This window comes from Halorubrum orientale (assembly GCF_059623105.1).
In genome coordinates this window covers 93,412-109,044 of sequence record NZ_JBSPSR010000003.1, presented here as the reverse complement: position 1 = coordinate 109,044, position 15,633 = coordinate 93,412, and the positions used below count along the sequence as shown (strand labels likewise).

13 protein-coding genes and 1 tRNA gene are annotated in these 15,633 nt (G+C 65.2%); 5 read left to right on the top strand and 9 right to left on the bottom strand.

Annotation, left to right across the window (positions count from 1 at the left end; genetic code table 11):
- Nucleotides 1–6: 6 nt before the first annotated feature.
- Together ilvD and ACWUI7_RS03355 are read right to left on the bottom strand one after the other, a co-directional pair.
- A complete protein-coding gene (gene ilvD, locus ACWUI7_RS03360; protein ID WP_496640777.1) occupies nt 7–1,800 on the bottom strand; it encodes a dihydroxy-acid dehydratase in 1,794 nt (597 codons plus the stop codon).
- Between the two features lie 81 nt (nt 1,801–1,881).
- The gene (locus ACWUI7_RS03355; RefSeq protein WP_496640776.1) at nt 1,882–2,274 is read right to left on the bottom strand and encodes a VOC family protein; all 393 of its coding nucleotides are present in this window, start codon (nt 2,272–2,274) and stop codon (nt 1,882–1,884) included.
- 89 nt (nt 2,275–2,363) lie between these two features.
- Between ACWUI7_RS03355 and ACWUI7_RS03350 the strand changes: the two genes are divergently transcribed.
- The gene (locus ACWUI7_RS03350) at nt 2,364–2,825 is read left to right on the top strand and encodes a hypothetical protein (RefSeq protein WP_496640775.1); all 462 of its coding nucleotides are present in this window, start codon (nt 2,364–2,366) and stop codon (nt 2,823–2,825) included.
- A gap of 72 nt (nt 2,826–2,897) precedes the next feature.
- Here the strand turns inward: ACWUI7_RS03350 and purQ are convergent, their stop codons facing one another.
- The gene (gene purQ / locus ACWUI7_RS03345; RefSeq protein WP_496640774.1) at nt 2,898–3,584 is read right to left on the bottom strand and encodes a phosphoribosylformylglycinamidine synthase I; all 687 of its coding nucleotides are present in this window, start codon (nt 3,582–3,584) and stop codon (nt 2,898–2,900) included.
- Nucleotides 3,581–3,832, bottom strand: a complete 252-nt coding sequence (purS, locus tag ACWUI7_RS03340; protein WP_435159987.1) for a phosphoribosylformylglycinamidine synthase subunit PurS — start codon at nt 3,830–3,832, stop codon at nt 3,581–3,583. The genes purQ and purS overlap by 4 nt, the downstream gene beginning before the upstream one ends.
- Nucleotides 3,833–4,039: 207 nt before the next feature.
- On the opposite strand from purS, the gene ACWUI7_RS03335 reads away from it, so the two are divergent.
- Nucleotides 4,040–5,014, top strand: a complete 975-nt coding sequence (locus ACWUI7_RS03335; protein WP_496640772.1) for a formyltetrahydrofolate deformylase — start codon at nt 4,040–4,042, stop codon at nt 5,012–5,014.
- 110 nt (nt 5,015–5,124) lie between these two features.
- Here ACWUI7_RS03335 and ACWUI7_RS03330 read toward each other — a convergent pair whose 3' ends face one another.
- Together ACWUI7_RS03330 and ACWUI7_RS03325 are read right to left on the bottom strand one after the other, a co-directional pair.
- Nucleotides 5,125–7,869, bottom strand: coding sequence for an ATP-dependent helicase (locus tag ACWUI7_RS03330; protein ID WP_496641096.1), 2,745 nt, complete (start codon nt 7,867–7,869; stop codon nt 5,125–5,127).
- A gap of 117 nt (nt 7,870–7,986) precedes the next feature.
- Entirely contained in the window at nt 7,987–8,826 is an 840-nt protein-coding gene (locus tag ACWUI7_RS03325) for a hypothetical protein (protein WP_496640771.1), read from the bottom strand.
- A 118-nt stretch (nt 8,827–8,944) separates the two neighbouring features.
- Here ACWUI7_RS03325 and ACWUI7_RS03320 point away from each other — a divergent pair.
- Nucleotides 8,945–9,018, top strand: a tRNA-Tyr gene (locus tag ACWUI7_RS03320).
- 584 nt (nt 9,019–9,602) lie between these two features.
- Here ACWUI7_RS03320 and ACWUI7_RS03315 read toward each other — a convergent pair.
- Nucleotides 9,603–10,349, bottom strand: a complete 747-nt coding sequence (locus ACWUI7_RS03315) for a hypothetical protein (RefSeq protein ID WP_496640770.1) — start codon at nt 10,347–10,349, stop codon at nt 9,603–9,605.
- 181 nt (nt 10,350–10,530) lie between these two features.
- On the opposite strand from ACWUI7_RS03315, the gene ACWUI7_RS03310 reads away from it, so the two are divergent.
- The gene (locus ACWUI7_RS03310) at nt 10,531–12,051 is read left to right on the top strand and encodes an MATE family efflux transporter (protein WP_496640769.1); all 1,521 of its coding nucleotides are present in this window, start codon (nt 10,531–10,533) and stop codon (nt 12,049–12,051) included.
- Nucleotides 12,052–12,109: 58 nt separating this feature from the next.
- On the opposite strand, the gene ACWUI7_RS03305 is transcribed toward ACWUI7_RS03310, so the two are convergent.
- The gene (locus tag ACWUI7_RS03305) at nt 12,110–13,942 is read right to left on the bottom strand and encodes an SLC13 family permease (RefSeq protein ID WP_496640768.1); all 1,833 of its coding nucleotides are present in this window, start codon (nt 13,940–13,942) and stop codon (nt 12,110–12,112) included.
- 206 nt (nt 13,943–14,148) lie between these two features.
- On the opposite strand from ACWUI7_RS03305, the gene ACWUI7_RS03300 reads away from it, so the two are divergent.
- On the top strand, nt 14,149–15,327 hold the full coding sequence (locus tag ACWUI7_RS03300) for a tubulin/FtsZ family protein (protein ID WP_496640767.1): 1,179 nt from the start codon (nt 14,149–14,151) through the stop codon (nt 15,325–15,327).
- A gap of 1 nt (nt 15,328) precedes the next feature.
- On the opposite strand, the gene ACWUI7_RS03295 is transcribed toward ACWUI7_RS03300, so the two are convergent.
- Nucleotides 15,329–15,601, bottom strand: a complete 273-nt coding sequence (locus ACWUI7_RS03295) for a hypothetical protein (protein WP_496640766.1) — start codon at nt 15,599–15,601, stop codon at nt 15,329–15,331.
- Nucleotides 15,602–15,633 lie beyond the last annotated feature (32 nt).

The following is a 15,633-nucleotide window of genomic DNA, read 5'->3' as shown; positions in this document are numbered from 1 at the left end:
AGCGCGTTACTCGTCTGGAGTGAGTCGCGGGTTCGTCACCGCACCGATCGCAGCCGACGAGAAGTCGCGGGCGTACTTCGCGAAGACCCCGCCCTCGTACTGCGGTGCGGGCGGCTCCCATCCGTCTGCACGGTTCTCGAGTTCCTCGTCGGCGAGGTCGACGAAAAGCTCGCGGTTAGGAATGTCGACCGTGATCTCGTCACCGTCTTCGATGAGCCCGATCGGGCCGCCGACGGCCGCCTCCGGTGCGATGTGTCCGATCATCGGTCCGCGGGTCCCTCCCGAGAACCGCCCGTCGGTGAGCAGCGCGACGTCTTCTTCGTGGCCCGCGCCGACGACGGCCGCGGTCACTCCGAGCATCTCGCGCATGCCAGGCCCGCCGACGGGACCCTCGTTTCGAATGACGATGACGTCCCCGGACTCGATCCGCCCGGACTGTACGTACGCCATCGCATCCTCCTCGTTCTCGAAGACCCGCGCGGGTCCCTCGTGATAGAATGCGTCGTCACCGGTCACCTTCAACACCGCGCCGTCGGGCGCGAGGTTCCCCTCGAGGACCTTGATCGCGCCCTCGTCTTCTTTCGGCTCGTCGACTGCGTACAGGAAGTCGGCCTCGATCGAGTCGTCGTCCGGAAGCACGCCCTGCACTTCGAGCTCTGCGAGCTCTTCCGCCACGGTCCGGCCGGTCACGGTCATCGCGTCGCCGTGGAACAACCCGGCGTCAAGCAGCCGACGGATCACGACCGGGACACCACCGATCTCGTGGAGGTCGTTCATCACCCGGGAGCCACCGGGCTGGAGGTTGGCGATTTTCGGCGTTCGCTTCGAGATCGCATCGAAGTCTTCGATCGCGAGGTCGACGTCCGCCTCAGCCGCCAGCGCGAGCAGGTGTAACACCGCGTTCGTCGATCCGCCCATCGCGGTCTGTGCGGCGATGGCGTTCTCGAAGGACTTCCGTGAGAGAATGTCGGACGGACGCCGGTCGTTCTCGATGCAGTCGAGGACCAACTCGCCGGCGCGTGCAGCGACGTCGTACCGCTCCGGGTCCTCCGCGGGTGCCGACGCAGAGCCGAGCGGGGCGAGCCCGAGCGCCTCGGAGATCGACGCCATCGTGTTGGCCGTGAACATGCCACCGCACGAGCCGGCACCAGGACACGCGTGGCGTTCGAGCTCGTCGAGCTCGTCGCCGCTCATATCGCCTTCGGCGTAGGCGCCGACGCCTTCGAACACCTGCACGATGGTGACGTCTCGTCCCTCGTGGTGGCCGGGCATGATAGAGCCACCGTAGAGGAAGACAGAGGGGAGATCCGTCCGGATAGCCGCCATCATCATCCCTGGTAGGTTCTTATCACAGCCCGCGACCGTAACCAGCGCGTCCATCCGCTCGCCGAAGGAGACGAGCTCGACGGAGTCGGCGATAACCTCACGAGAGACGAGCGAGGCCTTCATTCCCTCCGTCCCCATCGAGATGGCGTCCGAGATAGTGACCGTCCCGAACTCTATCGGCATCCCGCCTGCGGCGTCGATTCCGTCGATCGCGGCGTTCGCGACGTCGTCGAGGTGGACGTTACAAGGAGTGATGTCTGCTGCAGGATTCGGCACACCGACGAGCGGCGAGGAAAGGTCGTCGTCGTCGAACCCCATCGCGCGGAACATCGAGCGGTGTGGCGCCCGGTCTGCGCCCTCGGTCACGTCCCGACTCCGGAGGTCCGAGTCTTTGGTTCCGGCGAATCGGTCGGCGTTTCCACCCCGGCGGTGCCCCGCGTCCGCGTCGGACGACGGTGGCTGCTGCTCACTCATACCCGTACCTGTCGCTCGGGGGTCTTAAGCGACCCCACCGACGCCACGTCGTTGGAACGCCCACCCCAGATGCGACCCTGCTCACGCGACGGTCTTCAGTTCGACTCGATACCCGAACGGGTCACGAACGTAGACGGCTCCTGCGCGACCGGTCGCCCCCACTGGCGCATCGAGCGTGCGCTCGACGTCGGCGTCGGCACGCTCGAGTTCGCGTTCGACCGCCTCGAGAGACTCCTCAACGACGACACAGATGTGGTCGTAGCTCGCGTCGCTCGGCGAGTCGAACGCCGTGGTCGGCCGCAGGTGGACGACCGCGGTCGGTGTTAGCCGGACGTCGAAGAACGGTGTCTCGCCGGCGCGGTAGGATGCGTCTTCGATCGGGAAGCCGAGCGTCTCACCGTAGAACGCCCGTGCCGCATCTTCGCCGTCGTCTGGAATCCGAAGCGTGAGGTGGTCGAGGTGGCGTGCGTTCACAAGGGATCGTTTACGCTGATCGGGCAAAAATCGTCGGCTGCCGTGACGGTCGATCAGTATATATGCGATGACGAGCCCACCATTCAGGTATGGAGGCACTCGAACGACGGGACCTGGTCGTCGCGGCAGTGGGTATCGTCACACTCGTCGTCGGGCTCGTCTCGTTGGTCCTCGTTGGCGTGCCAGCGACCAGCACGATGGAGTCGGCGATGAGCGGGCACGGCGGGATGGGCGGTGGGCCGGTGAGCACGACACCGATGGTTTGGCCCGCGGCGCTCGCACTCGTCGGTGCTGCGGTCGCGTTCGGGTACGTCGGTCGTCGGTGGTGGCACACGGACCGACCGGACCGCGCATCGAGTGAACCACCCGACACCGAAACGGACAGGATCGAAGCGATCCGGTCGGCGTACGCACGAGGTGATCTCACCGAGGCAGCACTCGAATCGGCGCTCGAGCGCGAACTTGGCGGGACTGACGAGGGGTGTGGGCGAGACAGACCGACTGAGACGATCCGGGAGCGTACCGGCGAGGAGGCGGTCGAGCGCGAGTGAGCCCGTTCCGCCCGACTGTTCATCCTACAGAGAAACAAGGAGAGGGTCCACGACGTTGGTCGTGGGAAGAACTCAAGCGAACGCCTTGAGGATCCCGGCGCCGTCGGTACTCCTCGCGACGTCGGGAAGCGTCGCCCGCTCCGGGTGCGGCATAAGCACGGCGACCGTCTCGCGCTCGCCGAGCACACCGGCCACGTTGCCGGTCGACCCGTTCGGGTTCGCCGCGTCTGTGACGGCTCCGTCGGCGTCGCAGTAGCGGAAGAGCACTCGGTCGTCGTCGACGAGATCGTCGTACGCCTCGTCGTCGACCTCGAAGCGACCCTCGCCGTGTGCGATCGGGATCGATATCACGTCACCCGGCTCGTATGCGGCGGTCCACGGGGTGTCCGCGCGTTCGACACGGAGGTGGACCGACTCACACTGAAACCGCGCGGAGGCGTTGGTGGTGAACGCGCCGGGCGTGAGTCCGGATTCACAGCCGACCTGAGCACCGTTACAGACGCCGAGGACGGGGACGCCGTCGGCGGCCGCCGACCGAACAGACTCGAGAATCGGCGCTCGAGCGGCCATCGCGCCTGCCCTAAGGTAGTCGCCGTACGAGAAGCCGCCAGGAAGCACGATCCCGTCGAGGTCGGCGCGGTCCGTCGGGAGCCCCTCTTCGTACCATCGGCGCTCGGCGTCGATACCGAGATACTCGAGCGCGCGGACGGCGTCGCGGTCACAGTTAGATCCCCCAAATTGCACGACGACGACCGTCATCGCTCTGCGACCGCGACCTCGTAGTCGTGGATCGTCGGGTTCGCGAGCAGTCGCTCGGCCATCTCGTCGGCCCGCGACTCGGCGGCCCCGGCGTCTGTCGCCTCAAGGTCGAGTTCGAACCGGTCGGCGACGCGCAGCGCGTCGAGCTCGAACCCGAGCCGCTCGAGCGCCTGCTTCGTCGTCTCGGCCTCCGGGTCGAGCACCCCCCGCTTCAGCCGGACGGTCACGGTCGCAGTGAATTCGGTCATCGTTCGAGCGTGCGGGGTTGTGCCTAAAAACCGTTTTGGAACCGCGTGTTTGTCCACGTTTGTGGATCTATTTTGATCTGTCGCCCGTGTGACCCAGTGTCGAGTGGTGCAGAGACACACGGTCCGGACGGAACGAAAGGGGCAAACCCCTCCGGAGACTGCACACCTCTGTATGCAGACGTTCGAACCTGCGGAGGTGATCGGTGCGTGACCCGCGAACTGACCGAAATTACGGTCATCGGGGGAGACGAGACCGGACTCATCGCGCGGGTCACCTCGCTGTTGTTCGAACGCGGCATCAACATCGAAGGGCTCGATCAGGCGGTTCGCGACGGCGTCTTCCGGATGACAACGCAGGTCGATACGGCCGAGATGACGACGTCCCGCGGTGAACTCCGCAAGGCGCTCGCTGAGCTCGCGCGTGAGCTTGACGTCGACATCCAGGTTCGGTTCCCGAGTGACCGTGACGCCAGTCGGGTCGCGCTGCTCGTCACGAAAGAGACGCACGCGCCCGAAGCGTTGCTCGAGGCCGAAGCAAACGGTGACCTCGCCGCGGACGGCGACGCCGAGATACCAGTCGTGATCGGGAACCGCGGTGACCTCCGATCGCTTGCAGCGCGGTACGACAAGCCGTTCTACGACGTGGGCGACGGCAACGGCAACACCGACGAGACGCGGCTGCTCGACCTGCTGGCGGAGTACGACGTGGACCTGATCGCGCTAGCGCGATACATGCGTATCCTCTCGCCGGAGGTCGTCTTCCGGTACGAAGGTCGAATCATCAACGTCCACCCGTCGTTGTTACCGGCGTTTCCGGGTGCGGAGGCGTACCGCCAGGCAAAAGACGCAGGTGTCCGCATCGCAGGTGTCACTGCCCACTACGTCACGACGGATCTCGACCAAGGGCCAGTCATCGCCCAGCGCGCCTTCGATGTCCCCGATGGGGCAGATGTCGAGGCGATAAAGCGCCGCGGACAGCCACTCGAGGCCGACGTGTTGTTGACGGCCGTACGGCTCCACTTGGCCGACGCGATCGTGGTTCACCGTGGTACGGTCCACGTGCGCGACGAGGCCGACGCCGACGCAACCCTCGGGCTCTCATCGGCGGCAATCGCGGCGAATCCGGACGAACCGGTCGACGGCGAGCCGCTGTCGCGGTCGTCGATCGCCACCTCCGAGTAGCGGAGACCGAGTCGACAACGAGGGATATCGCGTCGTCTCAGTCTTCTACAGTCGTCGCGCTTGCATACATCCTCGATAAGACCTGTTCACCGCTCTCCGGCAACACGCTGTCACTCGTCCGTCTCAATAGCCGTCATAACGCGGTCGTGGAACTCCTGGAGCACGGCCGACTCATCGTCGGCGAGTACGACGTCCGAATCGGCGAGCGTCGCGAGTCCGAACGAGAGCGGACTCGGCGAATCGACCACGTGATGGGCCACGTCGGTCGTCCCGTCGGCGACACCCTCGAGAACGGCATGTATCTCGCTGACCGCGAGGTCGTCTTCAAGCAGCTGCCGGTACGTTTCTTCTATTGGAGCGAAATCTTCGAGGTCGGTTGCAAACGAGAGCAACATCTCTGCAGATACTTGTTGTTGGGCGGCAGACTTCTCGTACCCCTTGTACCGTTTCAGTATCATGAGCGCCCGCTCGGCGTTCACGCGAAAGCCACGTTTCAGGAGGTCGGTCCCTTGAATAGCCGCCCGGAGATCTTCACGAATTGTTGATGGATCGAGATTACCGAGAACGGCCGGGAGGTCGACCTTTCGGTTTAGCGGAAGCGAGAGACTGAATCCGACATCCGCAACCGCAACCGCTACGTTGGCGTCGGTTCGGTCGGCGCAGACGGCCGCGACGAGTCGAGAGAGACCGTCATTAACGCGTCGGCCATAGAGTGTGTGGACGTAGAATCGGCGCCTGTACGAGCCACGGTCGAGCACCTCTTCGACGACGATTCGGTTCGTCGTCGAGACGCCATCGACCCCGACGTACGTGACCTGTTCGTCGTAAATCCGCGTGATTGCCCGTACCGCGTTCTCATCGAGCGGGAGCGACCGGAGCCACTCTCGAGCGGCGGGCGGCCCACCGTCTTCGAGACACTCGAGTACCCGTTCACGGACACCGAGCACTTCACGAGCAAGGTCGACAGAGAGGGGCAGCCGTTCTGCGTACCAACTCGGGACGGTGGCCCGCTCTGCGGTGCGGTCGACGTACACCTTCGAGCCGCGTCGATACCGGAACGCGAATCGCTCTCCGCCCAGCGTGAAGACGTCACCCGACTCGATCGTATCGAGGTACGTCTCATCGAGCGTGCCGACCCACTCGTCGTCGCGGGTGTAGACGTCACAGCTGAACGAGTCGGGGATGGTACCGATATTAGTCATGTAGATGACCCGCGCGAGCCGACCGCGTTTGCCGACCAGCGTCTCCCCGACCGGGAACGACTCGTGGTGGTGCTCGCCATCGGGCGGGTCGTTATCGTCGCGCCACACCTTCGGGTAGACGTTTTTGTCGGTGAGTCCGTCGTAGTCGGCGGTGAGGTAGCGCAGCAACGACTCGTACTTCTTGATGCCAAATTCGCGGTACGGCCAGGCTCGCCGGAGCACCTCGCGTACCTCGCGGTCGGGACGGATCCGCGCGATCGCCATCCCGTACACGTGCTGGGAGGCGACGTCGGCCGCGTTCTCGGGGACGAACACGCGGTCGACGAACCCTGACTCCGCCCGTGCCAGCGTCGCCGCACACTCGAGGAGTTCGTCGCGATCGAGCGCGAACACACGCCCTTCGACGGTCTCACCCGGACTGTGGCCGGCGCGACCGACCCGCTGTAACAGCGCCGCGACCGACTTCGGCGACCCGACCTGGACGACGAGGTCGAGATGGGGCATGTCGATGCCGAGCTCTAGGCTCGTTGAGGTGGTGACGACGTCGAGGTCGCCGGATTTGAGCCCTTCCTCGATGCGAATCCGCTGGCGCTCGCCGAGGCTTCCGTGATGACAGCCCGAGTTCGACTCATCGTAGCCGAACCGCTCTCTAAGTCCCTGTAACACCCGCTCTGCGCCCGACCGAGAGTTCGTGAACACGAGTGTGTTCGTGTGCGTCGAGACGAGCTCGTGAAGCGCGTCGTAGAACCGGTCGGTGACGACAGAGCGGGGCGTCGTTATCAGGTCCGCTGCCGGTGTCCGGAGCTGGAGGTCGAACTCCCGAACGAACCGAGTGTCGACGATCTCGCGGGGACGAACGGCGAGCCCATCGACATCACCCACTGTGCCCGCGACGCGCTCACGGCCGACGAGGAAGTCGGCAATCGTCTCGAGCGGCTCGACGGTCGCCGAACATCCGATCCGCGTCGGGGTGGTGTCTGCGAGGTCGGTGAGCCGTTCGAGCGACACCGAGAGGTGGGTCCCACGTTTGTTCGCTGCGAGCGCGTGAATCTCGTCGACGACGACGTACTCCACGGCACGGAGCTTCTCACGGAACTTTGGGGCGTTTAACAGGATTGCGAGCGTCTCGGGAGTCGTGTTGAGGACGTGCGGCACCTCTTCGAGCATCGCGGCGCGGTCGGCATCACTCGTATCGCCGTGACGAATCGCCTGGCGGACGGTCGGCTTCTCGCCGGTCTGGTCGGCGATCCGTGCTGCGATCCCCTCGAGCGGCGCTTCGAGATTGCGTGTGATATCGTTCGCGAGCGACTTCAGCGGTGAGACGTACAGACAGTACACTGCGTTTTCGAGGTCACCCTGGCGCTCGCGGGCGAAGAGGTCGTCAAGGACAGCCGTGAACGCCGCGAGGGTCTTGCCGCTCCCGGTTGGCGAGGCGACGAGACAGTGTCGGTCGGCGTCGATGGTGGGGATCGCCTCGCGCTGTGGCGGCGTAAAGAAGCCGCCGTTCTCTCGTAGGTGCGCCCCGAAGGTGTCGACCCACCACCGGCGAACCGGCGGTGAGAGCTCCGCTAAGACGTCGGCGTCGTCGATCCGAACGGTCTCCGGATCGAACGCCCAGTCGACGTCGGCCGAGACGAGGAGGTCACGTGCCATCGCCTCGGCGTCCGTTCGGTCGGTCACGGGCGACCACAGGGTAGCCGAAGTCAAAGACATTGTGCACGCCCGATCGAAGGTCCAAGACGTGAGCCGATCCACCTCGACAGACCGAGCTCACTCGGTGAATTCGGAAAGCGACTCCGAGTCGTCATCACGGCCGCGTGGCTGGTCGTCTTCGCCGATCGATTCTGGCTCGTCCCAAGGGTCGTCGGGGTCGGCCGGCGTCACAGCGTGGGCGAGCTCCGCTGGAGTGTACGTCATGTCATCGTCGAGTTCCATGGCAATGCGTTGCCACCTAGCGCTCTGGTCGTCCTCACCGGTCGGACCCACGCGCGCTCCACGCGTCCTGAAAAAGCGGGTGCCGCGGTCGAGTCGGGCGCCCTCGCCGGTGTGCCCGTCGAGGGCGACGTCGAAGGTGCCACCGGGTTCGAGTTCCGCGCCGGGACTCTCGTAAGTTGGCTCCTCGCCACGGTCGGCCGCCTCAACCCGGTGGGCTGCGAGCGCGGAGAAGTACGCGTCCGCGTTGGCTGCCTCACGCGTCGACCGGGCACGGGCGGCCGCGAGGGCAGCGTGGATCGCACACAATCGGCCGCGCCACTCGCTCGGTTCGAAGCGCTCCGTGGCGAGCGTCTCGTAGCGCTCGATGAGCAGAGCGACGTCGTCGCCCGCACGGAGGTCCTCAACGACGTAGAGGTGGAGTCGGTCCCAGAGGTTCCAGGCGTACCCCGACCGCGCCAGCTCCCAGGCGGCCCAGGCGGCGGTCTCCTCGTCAGAGCGACGGACCGCCTTCTGGAGGAGACTGGAGACGGCATAGCGGCTGTACCCGCCGTCGGTCTCGTTTGCCGCCTTTTGCTCGCCGAAGTCGTTCTCACCCACGGCTGCCGGAGTCGTCTCAGTCTCGAGGCTTCCATCGCTTCCGAAGGTCGCCTGCCTGTCGGGGCCCTCGTCGCTCATGGCAACCGCTCTCGGCGCGAGCGACTTAAGCGATGGTTGCCTACTGGTCACCGCAGAACCGCCCGACCGCTCACAAAAGAGAACGCTTAAGAGTCGTCCATCGGCTACGTAGAAGTGGCCGCCCTTAGCTCAGCCTGGTAGAGCAGCCGACTGTAGATCGGCTTGCCCCCCGTTCAAATCGGGGAGGGCGGACTTTCTCACCGAACGATTCGGAGCCGACCAGTCGTACGCGGCGCCCGATCCAACCATGGCCGAGTGACAACACGAGCACCCGTTTTCGAATCCCACACGTGTGCGGTGGCGCGCGCCTCGCGAGCCGCGGCAGCGTGCTCGCGAGCGCGTGCGAGGGATGAAGCGAGTCGCCCGCGAGCGAATCGCGAATCGGCTGGGGAGGGTGTGGCGGTAATTGGTGTCCGGGTGTCGCGGTGTCGTGTTGCTCACGCAGCCACTGTCACATAGGTACGGAATCGGCTGGGGAGGGTGTGGCTGAAAGGGGTGCCCGTGTGTCGCGCAATCGTCCTGCTCACGCAGCCACTGTCACGTATATACGGAATCAGCTGGGGAGGGCGTGGCCAATTGGTGTCCGGCGGTCGTGCCAGTTCCACTACCACCGCCACATGCGTATGAGGGAGGGGTGGCTAATTGGTGTCCGGGAGCCACGCGGTCGTGTTCTTCGAACACTGACCGACGTTGTATACGTACAGAAACGGCCCAGGAGCGTACGACTCGAACCGACGGGTGTGATCACGAAAATCGCCTATACGCTCGATCGCCTCTCACGAAACGCTGAACTCGATGTCGTCCGTCTGCGGGTCGAGCCCGCTGATCCACACCCTGACCGCTCCCATCGGCACGAGGTAGATCACCAGCGCGCTGCGTGTGCCGAACTCGACGCCGAGTCCGACACCCACGATCACCAGCCCGATCGTGACGGGTACGACTACGTACACTACCAGCAGAAACAACTCGGTGAGCGGGACCAACCCAAAGGTGATCGCGTCTATCGGCGACTGCTTCCGATACGACCGGTCTCGAACGAAGTACCGCCACACGCGGGTCAACTCGAACAGGACGATACCCACGACCGCGATCCCGATCGACGTCGTGTGCAACAACTCCGGCCCGTACGCCGAGACGAGTCGCTGTAACAGGATCGGCACGAGCACACCGACGAACGCCACGTACCGGAGGGCGAACCGGGCGTTTCGCAGGTACACCGGCGGAATCTGTGAGATCGGCTGAATCGGGGTCGGCGCCGTGTTCCACCGTTCCTCGTCGAGATCCTCGATCGGCTGGGGCGCGAACAATGCGACGACGAGGTACACCAAGTTGATCACCGCGATCTCGAGGACGTACACCACCGCGATCTCGAGGACGTACACCACCGCGATCTCGAGCAGGCTCCAGCCGAAGACGACGACCGCAACGATGAGGCCAGCGTTGAGCACGAACCCGGGCAGGTACGGACGAGACGCTCGCATGGCCTCGAGAATCGTCTCGCCACGCACCCCCCACCGCGGCATCGATATGGTCGTGTACTCGGCCGACCCACAAAGTCGATTGGGCTGTCAACCGCACTCAAGCACAGCACACGGCCAGCAACGGGAGGATATATACACGCCGAGGCCGTCAGTTCGGTATCGAAGTGATGAGGCCAGCTGCCTATCAGCGACATCCTGTGTGTAGGTACACTGTGAATTCCCGATGAGTTTACAGCAGAAACTACGCGGATTGTTCAAAAGCCAGTCGGAACTCGATCTAACCGACGGACCCATTCCACAGTCGCTATTTTATCTCTCCTTTCCGATTGTCATCACCAATCTCCTGCAGGTTGGCTACAACCTCGCTGACACCTTCTGGCTCGGCCGGTATAGTACCGAGGCGCTGGCGGCGATTAGCCTCGGGTTTCCGCTGGTGTACCTGTTTATCTCGCTCGGGCTGGGATTGACCGTCGCCGGGAGCGTGCTCGTCGCCCAACACACGGGAGCCGACCAGCCCGCACAGGCTGAGTACGCCGCCTCACAGGCGGTCGTGTTCACACTCCTCGCAGGCGTTGGACTCGGTGCCGTCGGCTACAGCTTCGTCGCCGAACTCCTGCAGGTGTTCGGCGCCGAGCCGATCGTGTTGACGCTGGCGACCGAGTACATGGAGGTCATCAGTCTCGGGTTGCCGTTTTTGTTCGGGTTCACGATTTTCATCGCGCTGATGCGGGGTGCCGGCGACACCGTCACACCCATGCTCGTCATGTTCGGGACCGTCGTACTCAACGTCGTTCTCGACCCGCTTCTCATCTTCGGCGTGGGACCACTCCCCGAGTTGGGTGTCGAAGGCGCTGCCGTCGCCACGGTCTTCGCTCGTGGGTCGGCGATGGTCGTCGGCATGTGGCTCATGCTCCGTGGCGCACACGGCATCCAGATCCACCTCCGCCAAATGGTTCCCGACCTCGGCTACAGCCGAACGCTGCTCCGAATCGGGATCCCCGCGTCGATCGAGAACACGGGGCGGGCCATCTCGGTCAACGCCGTGTTGGTGATCGTGACGCTCTTTTCGACGTCGGTCGTCGCGGCGTTCGGCGTCGGCATCCGCGTGTTCTCGATGATATTCATGCCAGCCATCGCCATCGACCGCGGGGTCGAAGCGATGACGGGCCAGAACATCGGCGCCGGACGAGACGATCGGGTGGTCGCGACGAATCGCTTCGCCGCGAAGGCATCGTTCGTGCTGTTTTCGATTCTCGGCGTGATCACGTTCGTTACCGCCCCACTGATCATCGGCGTCTTCGACGACTCGCCGGCGGTGGTGGCCGAAGGCGCGAGCTTCCTCCGGTGGATCGCGCTCACCTTCGGATTCGTGGGTGTGCTTCGAGCGTACAGCGGGGGCTTCCGCGGCGCCGGGAAGACACTCACCGCAGCAACCATCGCCGTCGTGCTCTTCGGATTCATCAGACTCCCAATTGCGTACGTCGCCTCTCAGGGGCTCGTTCCGATCGACCGGTGGTTCTTCACGTCGCCGTCTCCGACGGGAATCTGGTTCGCGTTCGCCGTCTCGAGCGTCATCGCCGCCGTGTTCGCAGCGGGCTGGTTCGAGCGGGGCGGCTGGCGTGGTGGAGACCTCACGTCGGAGGAGCCGGACCCCCCAACGACGGACGCCGCGGAGACGGTGTCGGCAGGGACAGGAGTGGCTGAGGACGGAAACCGACCGCCTGGGGCTGCCAGCGACGAGTAGTCGACATCGACGCCGCCGGATCTAGACGATCGCCTCCACCACCGGTGGACCTATCAGATCACAGACCCCAGAATAGCACGATTCCTGCGGTAACGACGACGGTGAGGAGCGCCTGTAGCGGCGCGCCAACCCGAACGAAATCGACGAACCGATAGCCGCCAGGACCGACGACCATCAGATTCGTCTGATACCCAATCGGCGTCATAAACGACGTGCTCGCCGCGAACGTGACCGCGAGGACGAACGAGAACGGGTCGGCGCCGATCTGTGAGGCTGTGTCGACGGCGACCGGGATCATGAAGACGACGCTCACCGCGTTGCTCACGGCGTTCGTGAGCGCGACCGTGAGCAGATAACAGCCCGCCAAGACGACCGGTGACGGGAGTCCGGCTGACATCTCAGCGACGAGCGAGGCGAGGAAGGCGGCCCCTCCGCTCGCGTCCAGTGCGAGCCCGAGCGGAAACATCCCAGCGAGAAGAAACACTACCTGCCAGTCGACCGCCGCGTACCCTTCACGGGGCGTCACGACGCCTGTGGCGACGGCCACAACGACACCCGCGAGCGCCGCGACGACCAACGGCACCACGCCGGTTGCCGCGGCGACGAGGACCGCAGCGAGTATTCCGAGAGCGACTGGCGTCTTGTCGCCGCGGTACAGGTCGGCTTCTGCGTCCGATACAGCGAGTCCATCGCCGTCGGCTGTCCCGAGTAACACCAACTCGTCGGTCGCCCGCCAGAACGTGATCGTCTCCGGCGGGGCGTACACGAGCACTGTGTCGCCGGCTTCGAACGAACACGGTTCGAGTCCCTCACGCAAGAGCGTCCCGTCCGCGCGGCGGATCGCGAGTACGCTCGTTGCGTAGCGGGCGCGAATGCGGGTCGTTGCCAGCGCGGTCCCGACGAGCGACGATTCCGGCGGGACGAGGACCGACGCCAGTGTGCCGTGACCACGAGGGAGTGTTCGCTCCGTCGCCCCGCCGCGTCGTACCGGTCGCAATGCGGCCGCCTCGGCAAACGCGTCCCGCGCTCGTTCGCTCGCACGGACGGTGAGGACATCCCCGGCGCGGAGCGTCTGGTCGGGCCGCGGGGCAACGACGAGGCCATCGCCGCGGGAGAGTTGGAGGATGTCGACGTCGAACGGGCCGCCTTCGATCGCTGTCTGGATGCTCTCGCCTGCGATCGGTGACGTGTCGGTGACGACGAGCCGTGTGAGGTACGCGTCGAGTTCGAACGATCGGACGAGGTCGACGGCCGGTGGCACACGCGCGGGGAGGAGTCGGCGACCGACAATAAAGAGGTACACACAACCGACAGCAAGCACGAGCAACCCGAGCCCCGTGAACTCGAACAGTCCGATCGAGCGACCGATGAGGGCACTCGAAAGCTCACTCGCGAGGAGGTTCGAGGAGGTCCCAACGAGTGTAACCGTTCCGCCTAACATCGCGACGTACGACAGCGGGATGAGAAGCTTCGATGGGGAGATATCGTGTCGATTCGCGAGGTCTGTCACGAGCGGGACGAGTACCGCCACGAGTGGTGTATTGTTGATGAGGCCAGCCGGAAGGCCACCGAGTCCGAGCACCGCGAGAAACAGTCGTCGCACATCCCCGCCGGTGAACCGGACGACGGCGACACTGAGCCGACGGATAACACCGGTTCGCCGGACCCCTTCGGTCAGCACGAACATCGCGAGAACGGTGAGCGTAGCCGGATTGGCGAACCCTGAGAGCCCGCTGGCCAGGCCGACGCCCGTCCACGGCTCCAAGGCCACGAGCGTGACCGCGACACCGATGGCGACCGTATCGGGCGGGAGGACCTCGGTAACGAGCAGCGCGAGCGCCGCCCCGGTGATCACGAAGACGGCGAACATCGAGGGGGTCGCGAGCACCATCGAGGAACGACGTGGAGGTCGCCGCGGGTCGGCTTCAGTAGGGGGGACCAACTGGGACTCAGCCACCCAGTGGCGTTGACATCCTCCCCGCGCTGAAGCGCGAGGCTTGCTCCTCGATTCTCCGTAAGAGCGCCCTACGAGAACGTCCGGGCAGAACGGCCGGTAGCCGTGGCATAACAAATTTTCCGGACGGGGATCCCAAACACGTGAAACTCGCGCTCATCGGTCTAGGCAATGCCGGCGGAAAGATCGTCGACGAACTACTTCGGCACGAAGCCGAGCTGAGCCGGTCTGTCGTCGAGTCGGCGGTGGCGATCAACACTGCCCGTGTGGACTTGGCGCGCCTTGAGCAGCTGCCCCCGGAGAGCCGCTTTCTCGTGGGACAAACACACGAACGAGTGAAAGGCCACGGCGCGGGCGGGGACCCAGACCTCGGGGCGAGTGTTATCCGAAGCGATCAAGCGGAGATCGACCGCGCCCTGGATCGGGTGCCGCCGTACGCGGTCGATGCGTTCTGGATCGTCGCCGGACTCGGTGGCGGCACCGGTAGCGGCGGAGCGCCAGTCGTCGCCAAGCAGGTCGCCGCCCGATACGATCCGCCGGTCTACGGGCTCGGCGTACTCCCGAGCGAGTCGGAAGGCGGTCGCGCAGCGCTAAACGCGGCTCGGTCACTCCGGTCGTTCGCCGACGCGGCCGACAACCTCGTCCTCTTCGACAACGCCGCCTGGCAGGCGAACGACGACTCATTGGAGGCCGGATACGCGCGGGCCAATAGAGAGGTCTCGACGCGCATCATGCGGCTGCTCTCGGCGGGGACCGTCGATGGCTCGACGCTCTCGGAGAACGCGATGGACGCCAGCGACATCAACCGCACACTGTCGAGTGGGGGCGTGAGTACGATTGCGTACGCCGAGACGGCAGATCCATCGGCCGGGGGGCGCGGCCTGCTCTCGCGGCTCGCTGGCGACAGCGATACCGACACAGACGACGACGCCGACCCCGCAACGGTCGTCTCCGGACTGATACGTGAGGCCGTCAACTCCCGCTTGACGTGTCCGGCAGCCGTCGACACCGCCGAGCGGGCACTCATCGTCCTCTCCGGGTCACCGTCGTCGCTGTCACGAAAGGGATTGGAGGCCGGACGTCGGTGGGTCGAGTCGGAGATCGAGAGCGCGGAGGTGCTCGCCGGCGACGATCCACGTGAGAACGCCGACGTGCTCTCTGCGGTCGTGTTGCTCTCGACGGTCACCGACGTCCCTCGAGTCGAGGCGCTTCAGGCCCAAGCCGTCGACGCCAAAGAGACGATAGCGGAGCAAGCGTCCCTACGGGAGTCGGCAACGAACGACCTGATAATCGACGACGACGACCAGCTAGATCCGGTGTGACTCACTCGACGTCGCGTATCGAGTCGCCGCGCCGGACCGCACGGCGGAGGCCGACCTCCGCGATGTCGGTACCGCTCGCTGCGGTCCGACGGAGTCCGCGCGACACACGGCGGAGTGCTGCGGCGTCACCCGTCGCGTCGTCTAGCGTTCGGTCGAAGTCGTCGAGACGACCTCGAATCCGTCTGAGGTCGGCGACGATACGCCTGGCGTCGGTGACGTCCGCGTCGCCGAGGACGGCGTCGACGCCGTCGGCGTGGCTGCCCGCGGCGCGCACGGACAGCCCCGAAGAGAGACGTTCTGTTGTCG